Origin of the sequence: Pseudoalteromonas sp. D15MCD-2 (genome assembly GCF_038562745.1) — a bacterium.
Classification (GTDB): domain Bacteria; phylum Pseudomonadota; class Gammaproteobacteria; order Enterobacterales; family Alteromonadaceae; genus Pseudoalteromonas.
In genome coordinates, this window is record NZ_JBCFQE010000002.1 from 409265 (window position 1) to 426399 (window position 17135).

Here is a 17135-nt window from a genome sequence, read left to right on the forward strand (position 1 = left end):
CTGGTTCAGACTGTTTTTATTCCGCTAATTTACTTTCTGAATTTAAAGCTGTACTTGGGTGATTTTAACGTGAAACATAGAATTAATACCGATACCGAAGTTAAATTTTCTGAATCTGATATCCTCCTATCGACTACTGATTTGCAAAGCCATATTACCTATGCCAATGATGAATTTTGCAAAATAGCTGGTTTCACGCTAGACGAAATGGTAGGTAAGCCTCATAACCTTGTTCGCCACTCTGATATGCCGAAACTGGCTTTTGCAGATTTATGGCAACATCTCAAAAATGGTCAATCTTGGATGGGGCCTGTTAAAAATCGCTGTAAAAATGGTGATTATTATTGGGTTAATGCCTTTGTAACACCGATTAAAGATAAAAGTGGTCGTACTTTTGAGTTCCAATCAGTTAGAACTAAACAAAGTGATGAGGTCGTACAAAGAGCGACCGCTGAGTATGCAAAAATAAACAATAATCAAAAATCTCATGCTACAGCAGCTAAGTTCGATGCCACTCTGTACATAAGTGCCCTATTATTCATAAGTTTTTTAGGTTCGCTGGCTGCCGTTTTTAGTTCTGGGTTTGATATTTTTAATTGTCTACTAGTCCTATTTTTAGCATCAGCTAATGGGCTTATGTATTTTTGGCGTCAAAAATATTTAGCGCTTATAAATAAAGCAAAACAAGTCTACGATAATCCATTAATGGCTTATCTGTATTCAGGTACTAATGACCAATCTGGCTTTTTACATCTTGCCCTTGAGATGCAACAAGCTAAATTAAAAGCCGTTGTTGGCCGTGTTAATGATGTGACTATGGGCGTTAATCACAACGCGCAACAATGTGCTGAGTCTGGTCATAACGTGACTGAACTTTTAAATAAACAAACAGATGAAGTCTCACAAATTGTTGTTGCCACAGAGCAAATGACGGCCTCAATCAATGAGCTTTCATCTAGCACAATGCAATCTAATCAAGCTGCTGAAGAGTCAAACCAAGCAACCGAAGAAGGCTCACTTGCGGTGAAACAAACGATAACTTCAATCAGTGAGCTTGATGAAAAACTCAAAGCAGCGAGTAGCCAAGTAGAAAACTTAATTGAAGGCAATCAACACATTGTGGCAATTTTATCTGAGATAAATGCGATTGCTGATCAAACTAATTTACTTGCTTTAAATGCGGCCATCGAAGCTGCCCGTGCGGGTGATCATGGCCGTGGCTTTGCCGTTGTTGCTGGTGAAGTACGTGCATTAGCCTCACGAACTCAGCAATCTACAGAAGAAATAAACAATGTATTAAATCAGCTCACTCACGCTTCGAAACAAGCACAACTTGCCATGAAAGATGGACTTAATTTGTCGGCTAAAAGTGTTGAGCTTGCACATCAAAGTGGTGATAGTTTAGACCATATTAAAGCTCAGTCTATCAAACTAAGTGAACTCAATAGCATCATAGCGCATGCAATGAACGAACAACTAACAGCAAGCCAAGTTATTGCTACCAACTTAACGTCAGCACAAGACTTTGCTCATGAGTGTACAAAGCTTGGCCATACTTCGCAGCAACTTTGCGAAGCGCTCCTCAGTAAAGTGACAGAGCAAACTTCCTTGATTAATCAGTTTAAGTAGCGAAAGCAATACTATTTAATAAGGTTTATTTTCGGTGTGTGCTTATTAGTACACACCGCATCGAATGCTTCTGCTAGCCGTTCTGTTTCTTTGAATACCTGCTGCCAATATTTAATGCGTGTATCAGCATCAAGTTCTGTAAAGTCTTTACGATCAGGGATTTTGCCATAAGGTAATGAAGCAACAAAGTCAGCTGATGGAGTGATCATCACTACGTTATCATAGTTACTCGGGGTAATACCGCGCTTTAGGCTCTTATCAAACCAACCTGCTTTAGGGCTGTTATTAAAATGCGGATATAAAATAAGCCCATCATTATGAATACTTAGGTCAAAGTGGTAATCGATAATACCGCCATCACGATACATACCAGGCGGTGTGCCTGTTATATTTTTAATGCCCTGCATGACTAATGGAATCGACCCTGAAGCAAGTAACGCATCGGCTAAATTATCTTCGCTTAGCTCAATAGTATGGGTATTAAAGGTATTATTATCGGAAAAAGATAACTGACTATCCGCAGGCTGAAATACATAACGTTCATATTGCTTACTTAACAAGCGTCTATTCATTCGATTGACTAAGTAGCTTTTAGATAACCCCATTAACTGCATCACTTTATTTTCTGATGCTGTAAAGCCATTCGATTTTGCAACTATAAAGTGGGCTTTAAAAATAGGGTTGTTAATGATTTCTCGAATACCATTTTCAGCAAAAACTGTGCTTAATAACTCTCGCGCTTTTGTTGTTATTTCTTCTGGTTTTGCTTTATTCGATGAATAGCGTGTTTCAGAGTAAGACTTTGCTAATCGAGATATCGCAGCAACAGGGTCATTTTGTGCAAAACAGGCAGATCTAAATGCCCCAGCACTTGACCCTAATAAGTTTAAAGGTGTGGTACGGTCTTTAAAAAATTCACCAAATAGATATTTATCCAAACCAAATAATGTAAACCACTTGGGCCCGCCGCTTGCTCCTAAAAAGGTATTAAACAAATCGGCAGACAGGCCTTGCTCTTGAATTACTTTTGCAGCACTAGGCCCTGCGTAAATATCTATCATGGTCACTTTTCTCGTTATTGTTTTTGATTATTTGCGCCAAATCCCTTGTTCTGTTTGACCTTGAACCTGCACTTTTTCAGAATCAAAACTCGGTTCTTGCCCTGCTTCACGTTGACTATGGTAGTCTTTTGTCACAGATAAGATGGTTGGCGTTAAGCGTATGATAGCGATAACGTTCACCACTGTCATTAAACCTAAAGCAATGTCTGCAAGATCCCACACTTGTTTAATGGTGGCCGATGCGCCCCAAATCATCATGGATAAATATAAACAGGTATAAATACCTCGGCCGAGTTTATTATCTAGCTTAAATAAATGTAGGTTACTTTCTGCGTAGGCATAGTTTGCAACCACAGAAGTAAACGCAAATAAACAAATTGCAGCCGCTACAAAGTAAATGCCACCAGCGGCCATATGCGCTGTCATCGCAGATTGAGTTAAGCGGATCCCTTCCATTTCGCCGCTAATATCAATATCAGCCAATAAAATAATCACCGCCGTACAACTACACAGCACAATGGTATCGAAAAACACCCCTAGCATTTGAATATAGCCTTGAGTGACTGGGTGATTTGGTACGGGTGATGCACAGCCAGATGCATGTGGCACACTCCCCGCTCCGGCTTCATTCGAATATAGCCCTCGCTGAATACCATTTTTAATTGCGGCGCCCATAGCTCCTGCGCCTGCTTCTTGTAAGCCAAAGGCAGAAAGTAAAATATCTTCAATCATCGCAGGCACTTTACCGATATTCAATAAAGTAATAATAATGGCGGCGAGTACAAATAAAATGCCCATAACTGGCACAATGCGTTCAGCAAAGCGGGCAATAGCTTTAAAGCCACCTAAAATAATAGAGCCTGCCAGTATCGTGATCACAATACCTGAATAGAGTGTTGGAATTTCAAATGCGTAATTGAGGGCGTCGGTAATGGTATTCGTTTGCATGGCACTAAACGTAAAGCCATAACCAAGAAACAAGCAAAAGGCAAAACATACCGCTAGCGCTCTGCTTCCCAAGCCTTGCTGAATATAATAAGCAGGCCCGCCCCTAAACTCGCCATTAGCATCCCTAACTTTATAGACTTGACCAAGTACGCTTTCGGCAAAACCTGTGGCCATGCCCAAAATGGCAATCACCCACATCCAAAATATTGCACCGCTGCCCCCTAACGAAATAGCAACGGCAACCCCTGCAAGGTTACCGGTACCTACACGTGCTGAAAGACCTGTACATAAAGCTTGAAATGAACTAATTGAGTTTTTATCGGTGCTGCTACTCGACTTTAATAAGCTAAACATATGGCGAAACTTAACCAATTGAATCGCTTTTAACCTGACCGAAAACCAGATCCCAGCAAACAGAAGAATATAGATAAGAATTTGGCCTTCTCCCCAAAGAAGACCATTGATTGTCGATACAGCACTGTTAAACATGGCAAGCCTTTATTGTTCTTATAGATAAAAAATCACAAAAAGTGAATAGCTAACCACTTTAACTCTATTTACAAATATCTCAAGTAGGCAATGGGATTAATTGCCCGAGCCTGCTCCCAACTAATTTAGCAGCTGTTGCTGTAAAAAGGCACGACCTGCCGCTAAACCTAATTTGTGATCATAGCGAAGATCATAGTCTGTGCTACCCAGTAGCTTACTGCGTAATTTATCGCCTGCAAAAATTTGTGTGATACGGGCATCACTTGGTGGGTTGGCAATGAAATCCAGTTCATCTTGATAAGCTTGTTCGTGTTGAACCAAGTAATCAATGGTTTTAGGGCAATAACCTGATACACAAACGAGTGACTTTATCTTATTTACCCATTCAGATTGTACTTGAAAGTTTTCATCAACAGTTCTAATAACCACAATATCACGAGCACCACGGTTATAAGCTTCTTTCACAGGCAAAGGTGCAGCTAAGCCACCATCTAAATACATATCATGCACTAAATCAGTATTAGAGCTTTGAATAATGGCATCGTTTGCGGCCTTTGTTGTTAACCAAGGTGTTAAGTTAACGCCGTCTTTATATAAAAAGGGTAATGCGCTTGATGCTTTTAACAAGGCCAACCATTGTGTATCTTCACCATTTGGGCTCAAATAATACGGTTTACGGTCAGCCGCGTTTGTGGTTGTGATCAACAGTTCGCGTTTACCTAGGCTTTGTGTTGCTGTTTTAAAATCAAGGGCACGGTTTACCTCTTTGGTTTTATCAAAATACCAATCAAGGTCAACAATGCTTTTACCAAACAGCCCGCGGCCAAGTTGGAAAAAACGTTTATGACGAGAAAGGCCTCTGATCAAACGTTTTGCATAGCCTTTTTGACGCGCTAAATAACTTGTTAAGTTTTGTGAGCCTGCCGATGTGCCAATGAATAAATCGAATGGATCGTAATTATTTTCTAACCACGCATCGAGTACACCTGCGGTAAAAATCCCTCGTTGCCCACCACCCTCAGCGATTAATGCTGTTTTTGTTTGTGGTTCTACTGCGGCAATTGTTTGAGATTTCACGGTGCACCTTCCTAGGGTTATGGTTAATAAATGTATTGTATTAAGTTAATTTCAATCCTTAAAACGGATTATATAAATTGATTTAATCTATAAAACCGTTTAATAAATGAGTGTCAGGGCTTAAGCAATGCGCATAAAAAACTCATTACACGCATTCACTATTTGCCAAACCGTATTAGTGCATGATGCTTGCTAATATTTCCAGCGCATGTTGTCTGTCACTCAATTCATACAGGTCATTTGTAAAAATAAACTCATCAACCTGTAGCGTTTGTTTAATCATACTCAGCTTATGCTTAACGCTCGCTTGACCGCCAACAACAGAAAGCCCTAAAAAGTTTTCTACTTGCATTTTTTCTTGTGCTGTCCACAATCCTTCCATTGTTGCTACAGGCTCTTTAAGCCAAAGTGGCTTGCCGCGCATAAGTGCTAAGATACGTTGTTTCGCTGTGGTTGCTAAAAACTGTGCTTGTTCGTCGGTGTCAGCGGCAACAACAGGTAAACCAAGCATGACGTATGGCTTATCTAATACCTCAGATGGCTGAAATTCTCTGCGATACAATGCTATGGCATCTTCAACAAAGCGTGGCGCAAAATGACCCGCAAATGCATATGGCAAACCTTTTTTTGCCGCAAGTCCAGCACTATAAAGGCTTGAGCCCAGTAACCAGATTGGTACATTTGTATCTTCACCTGGGATTGCGCGTACTGGAGAGTCACCTTTATATGGGCCAAGTAAAGCTTGCAGCTCCGTTACCTCATCATTGAAGTGCTCAGCACGTTGCTCGTCACGGCGTAAAGCACGGCTGGTAATTGGGTCACTACCTGGGGCTCGGCCTAAACCTAAATCAATGCGACCGGGGTATAAACTCTCTAGGGTGCCAAATTGCTCAGCAACCACCAGCGGTGGATGGTTAGGTAACATCACCCCACCTGCACCTACGCGGATATTCTGAGTTTTACCTGCGATATGACCTATCAGTACTGAAGTTGCGGCACACACGATACCGCGCATATTATGATGCTCTGCCATCCAAAACCGATTAAAACCCAGTTTGTCGGCTGTTTGTGCATAGGTAACAGTGTTAGCTAGTGTTTGCGAAACGGTTTCGTGCTCTTTCATTGGGCTCAATTCAAGCAATGAAAAAGGTGTGTTGCTAAGATCTGACATTCGCTCTCCAAAATTTAACTCTTTATAATTAGTTAATGAGAGCGAATGGCTATTTTTCAAATGCTAATTAGGCACGGCTTTGTTGCTGTTTTTCCACCTTTAGGCCATCGGCATCAATACCACGCTTCCAATAAGCTGATGCAACAATGTGTTCACGATCAATTTCAAAACTGCTTGTTATTAAACGGCGAATTGCCTTCACCAAGTTTGCTTCTAATGCCATAAACACCATAGGTTGCGTGTTATAGCCAGCACATAAGCGTGTTACTTGGTCGAGTAAATCTGTTTCTGGCTCATCTGTAACTAACCATTCAACACTGTGTTGGGTATGTGTTTTAATTTGCTCAAGTTCAATGATGTCGGCTTTATCAGCAACATGAATAATGACATCGACAGTGGCATCTTGTGGCAGGGCTTGTAAGTAGCCATTGATCGCATTTACAGAGGTTAAATCTGCCAGCATTAAATAATGTGTTTGCGTAAAATCAGTGAGTTTTTTAGGGCCTGGGCCTGCTATACCTACCTCGTCGCCTACACATGCATTTTGTGCCCAGTTGGTTGCCACACCTTGATGCTGGTTAACCACAAAATCGAGGGTAATTGCACCGCTAATGGGGTTGATATCACGAATAGTGTAAGAGCGCATTAATGCTGGGTGCTCAGCGTGTAAATCAAGTTCAACCTTAGATTCACCGGCATGCGGGAGTAATACCTTTACGTACGCACCTTTTGCATCTTGTGGGAAATCGGCAAACTCGTTTGAGCCAACAACAATTCTTTGTAGATGCGGGGAAATACGTGTAGTACTTAATACGTTTGCACGACGAACTTTTCTAGCCATCTTAGTCTCCTAGCTGGTTAAATTGCACAACGCCCCAATAGTTGATATAGTCAACTATACGCTTTTAATTGACTTTGTCAACTAATGCAAACTTGCTTAACTTAGGTGAATCATGCCACAAACCTCTCTTTCTTCAGCTTTATTTACACTGGCACAAAGTTACCGTGTCACTGTACGCGAAGCCATTAACGCCAACGAGCTTGGTCTTAACGCACTGCATGTACGCTGTTTACATATTATTGCCGAAACACAGCACTGTACTGCCAATGATATTGTTGCCAAAACTGGTCGTGATAAAGCACAAATAGCACGCTTAGTAAAAGAGCTTATAAAGCTTGAACTGGTTTCTAAATGTGCCGACGAAAACGATAAGCGCTGTTTAATTTTATCCTTTACTGATCAAGGTAACGCCCTATTCTCGCGTTTAGAAGGTGCAGAGCAAGAGGTTGATGCCAAACTTTGCCACGGTTTAACTGATCATCAAGTACGTGATTTTATCGCTATTGCCACAACCATGATCGAAAATATCAATCACAACACCCCGTGATCTTATTGGCAAGATAACCACAAACCACTATACTGTACAAACGTACAGTATAGTGGTTTTGTTATGCGTGTTATTCCTATTTATATCGAAGCTGGCGTATGTGGTTTTGAATCACCGGCAGCACAATACAAAGAGCTAGGCTTATCATTAGATCAGCTATTGATTAAACACCCTGATGCAACATTTATTGGTATTGCCTCTGGCGAATCAATGCAAGGTGTGGGGATTTTTGATGGTGATTTATTACTGGTTGATCGCGCCGAAGACGTTAAAAATGGCGATGTCATTGTCGCGAATCTAAATGGTTTATTTGTTTGTAAACTATTAGATAAACACAATGCACAGTTATTATCAGCCTCACCTAAATACCCCGCAGTGCAACTACGCCAATCTGATGAATTTCAATTAGAAGGCGTGGTCACTCGCTCAATTCGCTTACATCGCAGTAGTAAAGAGCTATTAGCATGTACGCCTTAGTCGATGCGGTGGCCTTTTATGCCAGCGCCGAAAAAGTATTTGATCCGGCTATTCGTAGTAAACCGGTTGTGGTTCTTACTAACAACGATGGCTGTATTTGTGCCGTGTGCCCTATTGCACGAAAGCTGGCTATTCCAAAATTTCAGCCCTATTTTCAAGTAAAGAAAATACTCGAAGATAACCAAGTGGTGATCCGCTCATCTAACTATGAGCTGTATGCGGATTTAAGCGAGCGGATGATGAACGTGATTGGCCGCTTTTGCGATAATCAGCACATATACTCTATTGATGAATCATTTTTAAACTTTACTGGTTTCAAAAAACTTATTCATGATTGGCATCGCTATGGCCATGATATTCGCCGTACCGTATGGCGCGAAACAAAGCTACCTGTTGGGGTTGGATTTGGCCCAACAGCAACCCTAGCCAAAGCCGCCAATCATGCAGCGAAAAAACTCCCCGGCTTTGATGGCGTTGCAGTGATTGACTCTGAAACTTCACGGGTAGCCATTCTAAAAGCCATGGACGTACAAGATGTTTGGGGCGTTGGTCGGCGTTTAGCTAAAAAACTCAAAGCAATGAATATCAATACGGCCTTTGATTTAGCCGAACAAGAACCACGAAAAATAAAGCGCCTTTTTAGTATTGTATTAGAGCGCACAGTGAACGAGTTACGCGGTAAAAGCTGTTTAGCCTGGGATGAAGTACGCCAAGACAAAAAAGAGATTTTTTCGACCCGTAGTTTTGGAGAGCGTATCACTGACGCCACAGCGCTGAAAACAGCACTGATCAATCATTGTGTGATTGTAGCAAGAAAACTACGTGCGCAAGGCTCACAGACTCAACGTTTATTAATGTTTGTGGCCAGCTCTCCTCATCAAGATGGCTATTATAAAAAGTCCTATATTTATGAGTTTAGTGTCGCCACCGCCGATAGTTGTGTGTTCGCCAATGCTATTAGTGAGGTATTTGATCATCTCTATAAACCTGGGGTACGATTTTATAAATGTGGTGTAGGTGCTCTTGAGTTATCAAGCCACATATTTCAGCAACCTGATCTATTTCAAGCGCCTATCGATAACCCTAAACTGATGAAGTGTCTTGATAACATTAACACCCGTTATGGCGTGGGTACCCTTGCCATAGCCAGCGAAACTCCTACGACCCGCTGGCATATGAAACGCGCGTACTTATCGCCTCATTACACAACCCGCTGGCATAACCTACCAAAAATACATTGCTAAAAGTCTGCCTGCTTAGCATTTAGTAAACTGCATAAATCCTTAGGGGCCAATGCAATCTCAAGGCCTCGCTTACCAGCTGAAACATACATCACGTCAAAGCTATCTGCAGATTGATGCACATAGGTATTAAGGCGCTTTTTCTGACCTAGCGGACTTACTCCACCTAAAATATAACCTGTGGTATTTTCGACTTTTTGTTGTGGAGCCATTTGTACTTTTTTAACCTTTGCCGCCTTTGCCAGCATTTTCAGGTTAACTTGTTGACTAACTGGCACAATAGCAACCAAAAGCTGGTGGTCAGCATCTTCAAGTACTAAGGTTTTAAATACTTGCTCAGCGGGCAGCTTTAGCTTTTCAACCGCTTCAAGGCCAAACTGTTGTTGCGAAGGCTCATGCTGATAGCTGAGCACATCAAAGCTAATACCTTTCTTCTTCAGTAAGTTTATAGCCGGCGTCATTGATTTTCCTATAACTAATTAATTAGTAGTCACTTTATGAAACATACCGTGAACATGGAATATAAGGCAATAGAAAAACCGCTACAAAACACACTAAATAGGCCTAATTCGACTACACTAAAGTAATGAATCCTGGGCAGGGTAACCAGCATGTCTAGACACACAGGGCTCTATCTAGCCAAACAATTATTTATCATACTCACCCTATTGTATGCAGTGAATTTTGTGTGCAACGAATACCTAGCATGGAATGCCTACATGGATTGTCAAAGCAAATGCCATACGCTTGGCTTAGAAAAAGGCCGAATACAAAACACTACGTTTTCAGAGGATGTGACTTTATGTCGTTGTCTTGCTGATACCGACTACTACGTTGTGCTGAACTAAATCTGAAAATACCGACTAGGAATTAGGTAAATTTCACGTATTATTAAATTGATTATAAGTTAAACAAAGGAAAGTACATGTTTTTAGACTACTTTGCACTGGTCATGCTAGTGTTTGTAACGGTAGTAATATTTTATGGTGTTATTGCCATTCACGATATTCCCTACGAAATTGCAAAGAAACGTAATCACCCTCATCAAGATGCCATCCATTATGCAGGCTGGGTTAGTCTATTTACCCTACACGTACTATGGCCGTTTTTATGGGTTTGGGCGACATTATGGCGTGATGACCGCGGCTGGGGTTTTAACCAGATCCAAAAGGAACAAGAAGACTTAGCAGAAAAAGTAGCTAGCCTGACAGCCACAGTGGCAGCGCTACAAGCACAAATAAATGCTCAATCGAATAATAAAGAGAAATAAACTATGGATTTGTTATTAATACTCACTTATACCGCATTGTGCATTGGTATCTTTAAAGTTTTTAAAATCCCACTTAATAAATGGACGGTACCCACCGCGGTACTTGGTGGTGTGGTGCTGATCGGCGCTTTGATCCTGTTAATGAACTATAACCATCCACATTCAAATATGGCCAGCAGTGCCTATGTCACAACACCTATTGTGCCAAATGTACGCGGTACCGTTGAAGAAGTTGCAGTAAAACCAAATCAGCCTGTTAAAAAAGGTGACTTACTGTTTCGCCTAGACGATACCTTATATCGAGCCAAACTAAATCAAGCGATTGCCGCTTTGCAAGATGCAAAACAGTCAGTCCTCGGTTTAGAAGCGGCCTATAAATCAGCACAAGCCAGTGCCCTAATGACTAAAGCTGAATATGATCGTAGTAAGAAAGAATACGAACGTTATGAAAAAGGCGCAAAAAGCGGTGCTTACTCAAAAGGCCAAGTTGATAATAAATTAGGTGTATACTTAGCAGCAAAGGCAAGTTACGAAGCAGCACAGGCCGAAGAGTTACGTCAAAAACTTGCATTTGAGTCTGAAATAAACGGCGAACAAACTAAAATTGCCGCAGCTCGCGCTAATTTAGAGCAAGCTCAATTTAACTTAGACAGCACAAGCGTTTATGCACCTACCGATGGCTATGTTACACAACTAACATTACGCCCTGGGATGATTGCAGTACCAATGCCACTACGCCCAGTAATGACCTTTGTGCACAAAGAAGATACCGTTTACGTCGCTGCATTTAGACAAAATTCACTATTAAGACTTGAACCAGGCTACAAAGCAGACTTTATCTTTAAAGCTATTCCTGGCAAAACCTTTGCGGGTGAAGTAATCGATGTATTACCTGCTATTGGTGAAGGACAAGTACAAGCACAAGGCACACTGATGGGCACTGAGTTTTTTGCTCGCCAAGGCCGCGCAATTGTCACCTTAAAAATCACAGACGACATGAGTGAATATCACCTACCACAGGGGACAAGCACAGAAGTCGCTGTTTATTCAGAACACTTCGAGCACGTATCAGTAATGCGTAAAGTATTGATCAGAATGAAAAGTTGGCAAAACTACCTATTCTTAGATCACTAAAGTAGGCAATTACCAATAAAAAAAGGCGCTTATTAGCGCCTTTTTTACTCTCTAACTAAAGTTACTTAACTAGAGTTACTTAGTTAGGTCATCGAAAAACTTCTTAACACCGTCAAAGAAACCTTTTTCTTTTGGACGGTTTTTAGAGCCATCTTTACCCATGCTTTGCTCAAGTTCTTCAAGCAATTCACGTTGACGATCATTAAGATTAACCGGCGTTTCAATAACCACTTTACAGATCAAGTCACCTTGAGCGCCACTACGTACAGACTTAACGCCTTTACCACGCATACGGAACATCTTGCCCGTTTGGCTTTCTGATGGGATCTTCAGTTTTGCACGGCCATCCAGTGTCGGAACTTCAATTTCACCGCCCAGGGCTGCTGTTGTAAAGCCAATAGGCACTTCACAATACAGGTTATTACCATCACGTTGGAAAATCGGATGTTCACGTACAGAAACCTGAACGTATAAATCACCTGCTGGTGCTCCATGCATGCCCGCTTCACCTTCGCCCGATAGACGTATACGGTCACCTGTATCAACACCTGCTGGGATCTTAACTGATAAGGTCTTAGTTTTTTCTACGCGACCTTGACCATGACAGCTGTCACATGGATCAGAAATAATTTGACCTGTGCCCTGACACGTAGGACAAGTTTGCTGAACCGCGAAGAAACCTTGGCGCATTTGTACTTGGCCTGCACCATGACAGGTAGTACATGTTTTTGGTTTAGAACCAGCTTTTGCACCGCTACCGTCACATGGCTTACAGCTAACCCAGGTTGGTACTTTAATTTCGACATCTTTACCACGAACAGCCTCTTCAAGGCTTAAGTCCATGTTGTAACGTAAGTCCGAACCACGTTGTTGACGCGATTGACGACGACCACCGCCACCACCAAAGATATCTCCAAACACATCACCGAAAATATCACCAAAATCACCATGACCGCCGCCGAAGCCACCGCCATGACCGCCACCACCTTGTTCAAAGGCTGCATGGCCGTACTGATCATACATTTGACGCTTTTGCGGATCAGTTAGTACTTCGTAGGCATCTTTTACTTCCTTAAATTTAGCTTCAAGGTCTTTATCGCCTGCGGTACGGTCTGGATGATATTTCATCGCTAAGCGCTTATACGCTTTTTTTATGTCTCGTTCGCTGGCATCTTTGCTCACGCCGAGAACTTCATAATAATCGCTTTTTGACATATCTATCACACTACTCTTTTTACTGCAGCTACACTGCGTAAGATAAATCGACTGATACAAATCGTATTATGGTCATAACCATTTAAGAGGATTAGCAACTTATCAATTTACCGTTTATATACATGCAAAAGGCGCGTCAAGCGAAATCGCTGGCGCGCCTCAATCATTTCATCCTAACTTAATTGGCTAAACAAAGCAGCCATTATTGCGTTAGGCAGAAGCGAAACAAGCAATTACTTGTCGTCTTTCACTTCTTCGAACTCTGCATCAACAACATCGTCGTCTTGTTTTGCAGAAGATTGCTCAGCACCTGCATCCGCACCGCCTTGTTGCTGCTGTGCTTTAGCTTGTGCAATTTCCATTAGCTTTTGTGACTTCTCAGCAAGAGCTTGCGTTTTCGCTTCAATCTCTTCTTTGTTATCACCTTTAATCGCCGCTTCTAGCTCTGTAAGTGCAGCTTCGATTGCTTCTTTATCTTCTGCAGGTAATGCATCACCCGCTTCTTCGATTTGCTTACGTGTACCGTGAACCATTGCATCAGCTTGGTTACGAGTTGCTACTAGCTCTTCGAATTTCTTATCTTCTTCAGCGTGCGCTTCAGCATCACGAACCATTTTTTCTACTTCATCGTCGCTTAGACCTGAAGAAGCTTGGATTGTGATCTTCTGCTCTTTACCTGTATCTTTATCTTTAGCAGATACATGTAAGATACCGTCCGCATCTACGTCGAATGTTACTTCGATTTGTGGAGTACCACGTTGTGCTGGGCGAATACCTTCTAGGTTAAATTGACCTAGTGATTTGTTATCGCTTGCACGCTTACGCTCACCTTGTAGTACGTGAATCGTTACCGCTGATTGGTTGTCTTCAGCTGTTGAGAAAACTTGTGATTTCTTAGTAGGAATCGTCGTGTTTTTCTCGATTAGAGCTGTCATTACTTGACCCATAGTCTCGATACCTAGTGATAACGGAGATACGTCAAGTAGTAGTACGTCTTTAACGTCACCAGCTAGTACACCACCTTGAATCGCTGCACCTACTGCAACTGCTTCATCTGGGTTAACATCTTTACGAGGCTCTTTACCAAAGAACTCAGCAACTGTTTTTTGTACTAGAGGCATACGTGTTTGACCACCAACAAGGATGATGTCATTTACGTCGCTTACTGATAAATCAGCATCAGCTAGTGCGCGCTTAAGTGGCTCGATTGACTTAGTTACTAAGTCTTCAACAAGTGACTCAAGTTTTGCACGAGTAACTTTAACGTTCATGTGCTTAGGACCTGTTGCGTCAGCAGTCACGTACGGTAAGTTAACTTCTGTTTGTTGTGCAGAAGAAAGTTCAATTTTCGCTTTTTCAGCAGCTTCTTTAACACGTTGCATTGCAAGTGGGTCAGTTTTAAGGTCGATACCTTGATCTTTCTTAAACTCTTCAACTAAGTAGTTGATAACACGGTTATCGAAATCTTCACCACCTAAGTGAGTGTCACCGTTAGTTGCTAGAACTTCAAATGTGTGCTCGCCTTCAACTTCATCAATCTCGATGATAGAGATATCGAAAGTACCACCACCTAAGTCATATACTGCAACAACGTTTTCACCTTTATTTTTGTCCATGCCGTATGCAAGTGCAGCGGCAGTTGGCTCATTGATGATACGTTTAACTTCAAGACCAGCAATACGACCAGCATCTTTAGTAGCTTGACGTTGTGAGTCATTGAAGTATGCAGGTACTGTGATTACTGCTTCAGTAACAGCTTCACCTAGGAAGTCTTCTGCTGTTTTCTTCATTTTTTTCAGCACTTCTGCTGAAATTTGTGGTGCAGCACGTTTCTCGCCACGTGCTTCAACCCATGCATCACCGTTATCAGCTTTTACAATTTTAAAAGGCATGATACCGATATCGCGTTGTACTTCTTCGTCTTCAAAACGACGACCAATTAGACGCTTGATTGCAAATAATGTGTTAGTTGGGTTAGTTACTGCTTGGCGTTTTGCAGGTTGACCAACTAATGTTTCACCGTCTTGCGTATATGCAATGATCGATGGTGTTGTGCGATCGCCTTCCGCGTTTTCGATAACGCGTGCTTTATCACCGTCTAGTACTGCTACACAAGAGTTAGTAGTACCTAAATCGATTCCAATAATTCTACCCATGAATCTTCTCCAACTTCAAAATTCGTTAAAACGTTCGATGACTAGTAGATAGGGGTGCAGGAAACTGAATTCAACTGTAAAAATGAAAAAAAATTACTTTTTTTTGAAATATTTTCGAAATGGACGTTTTTTCCACAAAAAGCGCTGTTTTCTCAGCCTGCTTGCAGGATAAACAAACTAGTCTGATGACTTTGGCTATGCTATAACAAACACCATAACAATAAATGTTAAGGAAAATTATGCATTTTGAACAATTACTCGCCATGGCAACTGAACTAGGCAAAGACAAAACAAAAGTAATGCAGTTTCCAGAAAACTGGTGCCAAGGCCGCACAGCGTTTGGTGGATTATCTGCAGCTTTATTATATCAAGCTATACGTCAGCATATCGATAGCTCTCGCCGCTTACTATCTTTAAGCACTAACTTTGTTGGCCCGTTAATCGCTGACAATGATTTTTCAATCGACGTTGAAGTCTTACGTGAAGGCAAAAACAGTGCGCAGGTACTAGCAAAAGTGATTCAAAATGGCGATGTTTGTGTTATTACACAAGCCTGTTTTGGGGCTGAGCGTCAGTCCAATGTTCGTGTAGATGTAACTAAAACTATGCAGCTAAAACCGGTTGATGAGCGTTTCATCCTACCTTATAAAGAAGGCGTGATGCCGGCATTTTTCCAACATGTGGCACTGTGTTTACAAGACGGTAATATGCCATTCTCTGGAGCAGACACCTCACATTTAGGTGGTTGGATGAAATTCAAACATGTACCAGAGCAAATGACTGAAGCCCATATCATCGCCCTAACAGATGCATGGCCACCAACCTTATTACAGATGTATAAGCAACCTGCACCAGCAAGTAGCATGTCGTGGTACATAGAATTTGTTGAAGAGCCTGCAATTGCCAATGATGCTTGGATTGGCTACGAAGCAGTTACACATCATAGTAAGGATGGCTATGGGCTAGAAGATGGTTGTATTTGGAGTGAAAGCGGAAAGCTAATTGCGCTGAGCCGCCAAACCGTCGCGTTATTCGCGTAACTCAGGCTTTGAAAGTTGCGCGTACTCAGTACCATCAAGGCGAATAATTGCTTGGTACTGGCCTGACTCAATGATCTCACCAAGACCCAAATTAAACGTGTTTTTTAACGTTTTACTGTAAAAAAACGCAGGTCTTGGTGCTTCTTTAAAAATTGCATGCACAATAAAAGGTTTTACCTCAGCGCTTTGTTTATATTTTTCTAAATAATATAAAAACACTCGGCGCTCTAGGATAATTACATCGACCCAGCCTTTCATAAGGTGATCAACTTGCGCTTCTTGGTTAACTACTTCTTCGTAAGAACGCAAAATGTTAGTAACCGATTTAAAAGGTGCTTCAATGAAATTAGTCGCATTTTGAAAGGCAAGCACGCTTTTACCTGCTAAATCGTAGATACTACTAATCTTAAGATCTTTATCAGCAAGGCTAACCGCCACATTTTGATAGCGGAGAAGTTCATCGCTCTTATATACATGTGAAGTAAGTACAGGTGGAAAGTTCAGCGCAATATCAACCTTGCCCTGCATAAGTTGCTGCTCAGCACGCTTATTAGACATGTAATGGATATCGATATTAGAAATGCCTTGCGATTTGAAAGCAGCTTTCAATATTTCGAGTTGAATGCCACTGTTAGTGTCTTCTATAACATAAGGAGGTAAAGAGGCGCTCGCAGCAACAACAATGGTTTTTTGCGTATTTGGCTCAGATAAACACTCACCTTTAACACTAACAAACAACATTAAAAGGATAAATAATTGCTTCACTGCTCACCTTAAAGAATTAAATGTATTAAAAAGCGTAATCGCTTTGTACAAATATTAGCTTATATTAAACAAAG

The 17135-nt window shown here is 41.5% G+C and carries 17 protein-coding genes; 8 read left to right on the top strand and 9 right to left on the bottom strand.

Annotated features, from left to right (window positions below; all coding sequences use genetic code 11):
• Positions 1 to 69 precede the first annotated feature (69 nt).
• On the top strand, positions 70 to 1629 hold the full coding sequence (locus tag AADY36_RS18505; RefSeq protein ID WP_342409443.1) for a methyl-accepting chemotaxis protein: 1560 nt from the start codon (positions 70 to 72) through the stop codon (positions 1627 to 1629).
• Positions 1630 to 1640: 11 nt separating this feature from the next.
• Here AADY36_RS18505 and AADY36_RS18510 read toward each other — a convergent pair whose 3' ends face one another.
• From AADY36_RS18510 to AADY36_RS18530, 5 genes are all read right to left on the bottom strand, one after another.
• The gene (locus AADY36_RS18510; RefSeq protein ID WP_342409444.1) at positions 1641 to 2690 is read right to left on the bottom strand and encodes a patatin-like phospholipase family protein; all 1050 of its coding nucleotides are present in this window, start codon (positions 2688 to 2690) and stop codon (positions 1641 to 1643) included.
• A gap of 27 nt (positions 2691 to 2717) precedes the next feature.
• Entirely contained in the window at positions 2718 to 4127 is a 1410-nt protein-coding gene (locus tag AADY36_RS18515) for an alanine/glycine:cation symporter family protein (protein ID WP_054552224.1), read from the bottom strand.
• A 120-nt stretch (positions 4128 to 4247) separates the two neighbouring features.
• Positions 4248 to 5204 carry a patatin-like phospholipase family protein gene (locus AADY36_RS18520; protein WP_342409445.1) on the bottom strand — a complete coding sequence of 319 codons (957 nt, stop codon included), beginning with the start codon at positions 5202 to 5204 and terminating at the stop codon, positions 4248 to 4250.
• 175 nt (positions 5205 to 5379) lie between these two features.
• A complete protein-coding gene (locus AADY36_RS18525) occupies positions 5380 to 6375 on the bottom strand; it encodes an LLM class flavin-dependent oxidoreductase (protein WP_055021218.1) in 996 nt (331 codons plus the stop codon).
• 67 nt (positions 6376 to 6442) lie between these two features.
• Positions 6443 to 7216 (bottom strand): siderophore-interacting protein, encoded by a 774-nt coding sequence (locus AADY36_RS18530; RefSeq protein ID WP_055198880.1) that lies wholly within the window; start codon positions 7214 to 7216, stop codon positions 6443 to 6445.
• A gap of 112 nt (positions 7217 to 7328) precedes the next feature.
• Here AADY36_RS18530 and AADY36_RS18535 point away from each other — a divergent pair, with 112 nt between their 5' ends.
• The 3 genes from AADY36_RS18535 (at position 7329) to AADY36_RS18545 (ending at position 9484) form a co-directional block, all read left to right on the top strand.
• Positions 7329 to 7763 (top strand): MarR family winged helix-turn-helix transcriptional regulator, encoded by a 435-nt coding sequence (locus AADY36_RS18535; protein WP_342409446.1) that lies wholly within the window; start codon positions 7329 to 7331, stop codon positions 7761 to 7763.
• Between the two features lie 63 nt (positions 7764 to 7826).
• Positions 7827 to 8240, top strand: coding sequence for a LexA family protein (locus tag AADY36_RS18540; protein WP_054552219.1), 414 nt, complete (start codon positions 7827 to 7829; stop codon positions 8238 to 8240).
• The gene (locus AADY36_RS18545) at positions 8228 to 9484 is read left to right on the top strand and encodes a Y-family DNA polymerase (RefSeq protein ID WP_054563087.1); all 1257 of its coding nucleotides are present in this window, start codon (positions 8228 to 8230) and stop codon (positions 9482 to 9484) included. Before AADY36_RS18540 ends, AADY36_RS18545 begins: the two co-directional genes overlap by 13 nt.
• Here the strand turns inward: AADY36_RS18545 and ybaK are convergent.
• Entirely contained in the window at positions 9481 to 9942 is a 462-nt protein-coding gene (ybaK, locus tag AADY36_RS18550) for a Cys-tRNA(Pro) deacylase (RefSeq protein ID WP_054563086.1), read from the bottom strand. The two genes, AADY36_RS18545 and ybaK, sit on opposite strands and share 4 nt — an antisense overlap.
• 150 nt (positions 9943 to 10092) lie before the next feature.
• On the opposite strand from ybaK, the gene AADY36_RS18555 reads away from it, so the two are divergent.
• The 3 genes from AADY36_RS18555 to AADY36_RS18565 all read left to right on the top strand — a co-directional run bounded on the left by AADY36_RS18555 (position 10093) and on the right by AADY36_RS18565 (position 11885).
• Positions 10093 to 10329 carry a hypothetical protein gene (locus tag AADY36_RS18555; RefSeq protein WP_130167504.1) on the top strand — a complete coding sequence of 79 codons (237 nt, stop codon included), beginning with the start codon at positions 10093 to 10095 and terminating at the stop codon, positions 10327 to 10329.
• 77 nt (positions 10330 to 10406) lie between these two features.
• Complete coding sequence (locus AADY36_RS18560; protein WP_054552213.1) at positions 10407 to 10751, top strand: DUF3302 domain-containing protein; 345 nt, start codon at positions 10407 to 10409, stop codon at positions 10749 to 10751.
• Between the two features lie 3 nt (positions 10752 to 10754).
• Positions 10755 to 11885: an HlyD family secretion protein gene (locus AADY36_RS18565; protein ID WP_342409447.1), complete on the top strand. Its 1131-nt coding sequence runs from the start codon at positions 10755 to 10757 to the stop codon at positions 11883 to 11885.
• Between the two features lie 75 nt (positions 11886 to 11960).
• On the opposite strand, the gene dnaJ is transcribed toward AADY36_RS18565, so the two are convergent.
• Positions 11961 to 13100 carry a molecular chaperone DnaJ gene (gene dnaJ, locus AADY36_RS18570; protein ID WP_054563084.1) on the bottom strand — a complete coding sequence of 380 codons (1140 nt, stop codon included), beginning with the start codon at positions 13098 to 13100 and terminating at the stop codon, positions 11961 to 11963.
• A 233-nt stretch (positions 13101 to 13333) separates the two neighbouring features.
• The gene (dnaK, locus tag AADY36_RS18575; protein ID WP_055021216.1) at positions 13334 to 15256 is read right to left on the bottom strand and encodes a molecular chaperone DnaK; all 1923 of its coding nucleotides are present in this window, start codon (positions 15254 to 15256) and stop codon (positions 13334 to 13336) included.
• 239 nt (positions 15257 to 15495) lie between these two features.
• Between dnaK and AADY36_RS18580 the strand changes: the two genes are divergently transcribed.
• Positions 15496 to 16296, top strand: coding sequence for a thioesterase family protein (locus AADY36_RS18580; protein WP_342409448.1), 801 nt, complete (start codon positions 15496 to 15498; stop codon positions 16294 to 16296).
• Here the strand turns inward: AADY36_RS18580 and AADY36_RS18585 are convergent.
• On the bottom strand, positions 16285 to 17061 hold the full coding sequence (locus AADY36_RS18585; protein WP_235576247.1) for a substrate-binding periplasmic protein: 777 nt from the start codon (positions 17059 to 17061) through the stop codon (positions 16285 to 16287). The genes AADY36_RS18580 and AADY36_RS18585 overlap by 12 nt on opposite strands.
• Positions 17062 to 17135 lie beyond the last annotated feature (74 nt).

Bases quoted from the DNA above. Each gene is read 5' to 3' on its own strand.
- AADY36_RS18535 (WP_342409446.1), top strand. From the start codon at position 7,329: ATGCCACAAACCTCTCTTTCTTCAGCTTTATTTACACTGGCACAAAGT.
- dnaJ (WP_054563084.1), bottom strand. From the start codon at position 13,100: ATGTCAAAAAGCGATTATTATGAAGTTCTCGGCGTGAGCAAAGATGCC.
- AADY36_RS18565 (WP_342409447.1), top strand. From the start codon at position 10,755: ATGGATTTGTTATTAATACTCACTTATACCGCATTGTGCATTGGTATC.
- AADY36_RS18560 (WP_054552213.1), top strand. From the start codon at position 10,407: ATGTTTTTAGACTACTTTGCACTGGTCATGCTAGTGTTTGTAACGGTA.
- AADY36_RS18555 (WP_130167504.1), top strand. From the start codon at position 10,093: ATGTCTAGACACACAGGGCTCTATCTAGCCAAACAATTATTTATCATA.
- AADY36_RS18530 (WP_055198880.1), bottom strand. From the start codon at position 7,216: ATGGCTAGAAAAGTTCGTCGTGCAAACGTATTAAGTACTACACGTATT.
- AADY36_RS18515 (WP_054552224.1), bottom strand. From the start codon at position 4,127: ATGTTTAACAGTGCTGTATCGACAATCAATGGTCTTCTTTGGGGAGAA.
- dnaK (WP_055021216.1), bottom strand. From the start codon at position 15,256: ATGGGTAGAATTATTGGAATCGATTTAGGTACTACTAACTCTTGTGTA.
- AADY36_RS18525 (WP_055021218.1), bottom strand. From the start codon at position 6,375: ATGTCAGATCTTAGCAACACACCTTTTTCATTGCTTGAATTGAGCCCA.
- ybaK (WP_054563086.1), bottom strand. From the start codon at position 9,942: ATGACGCCGGCTATAAACTTACTGAAGAAGAAAGGTATTAGCTTTGAT.
- AADY36_RS18545 (WP_054563087.1), top strand. From the start codon at position 8,228: ATGTACGCCTTAGTCGATGCGGTGGCCTTTTATGCCAGCGCCGAAAAA.
- AADY36_RS18510 (WP_342409444.1), bottom strand. From the start codon at position 2,690: ATGATAGATATTTACGCAGGGCCTAGTGCTGCAAAAGTAATTCAAGAG.
- AADY36_RS18540 (WP_054552219.1), top strand. From the start codon at position 7,827: ATGCGTGTTATTCCTATTTATATCGAAGCTGGCGTATGTGGTTTTGAA.
- AADY36_RS18580 (WP_342409448.1), top strand. From the start codon at position 15,496: ATGCATTTTGAACAATTACTCGCCATGGCAACTGAACTAGGCAAAGAC.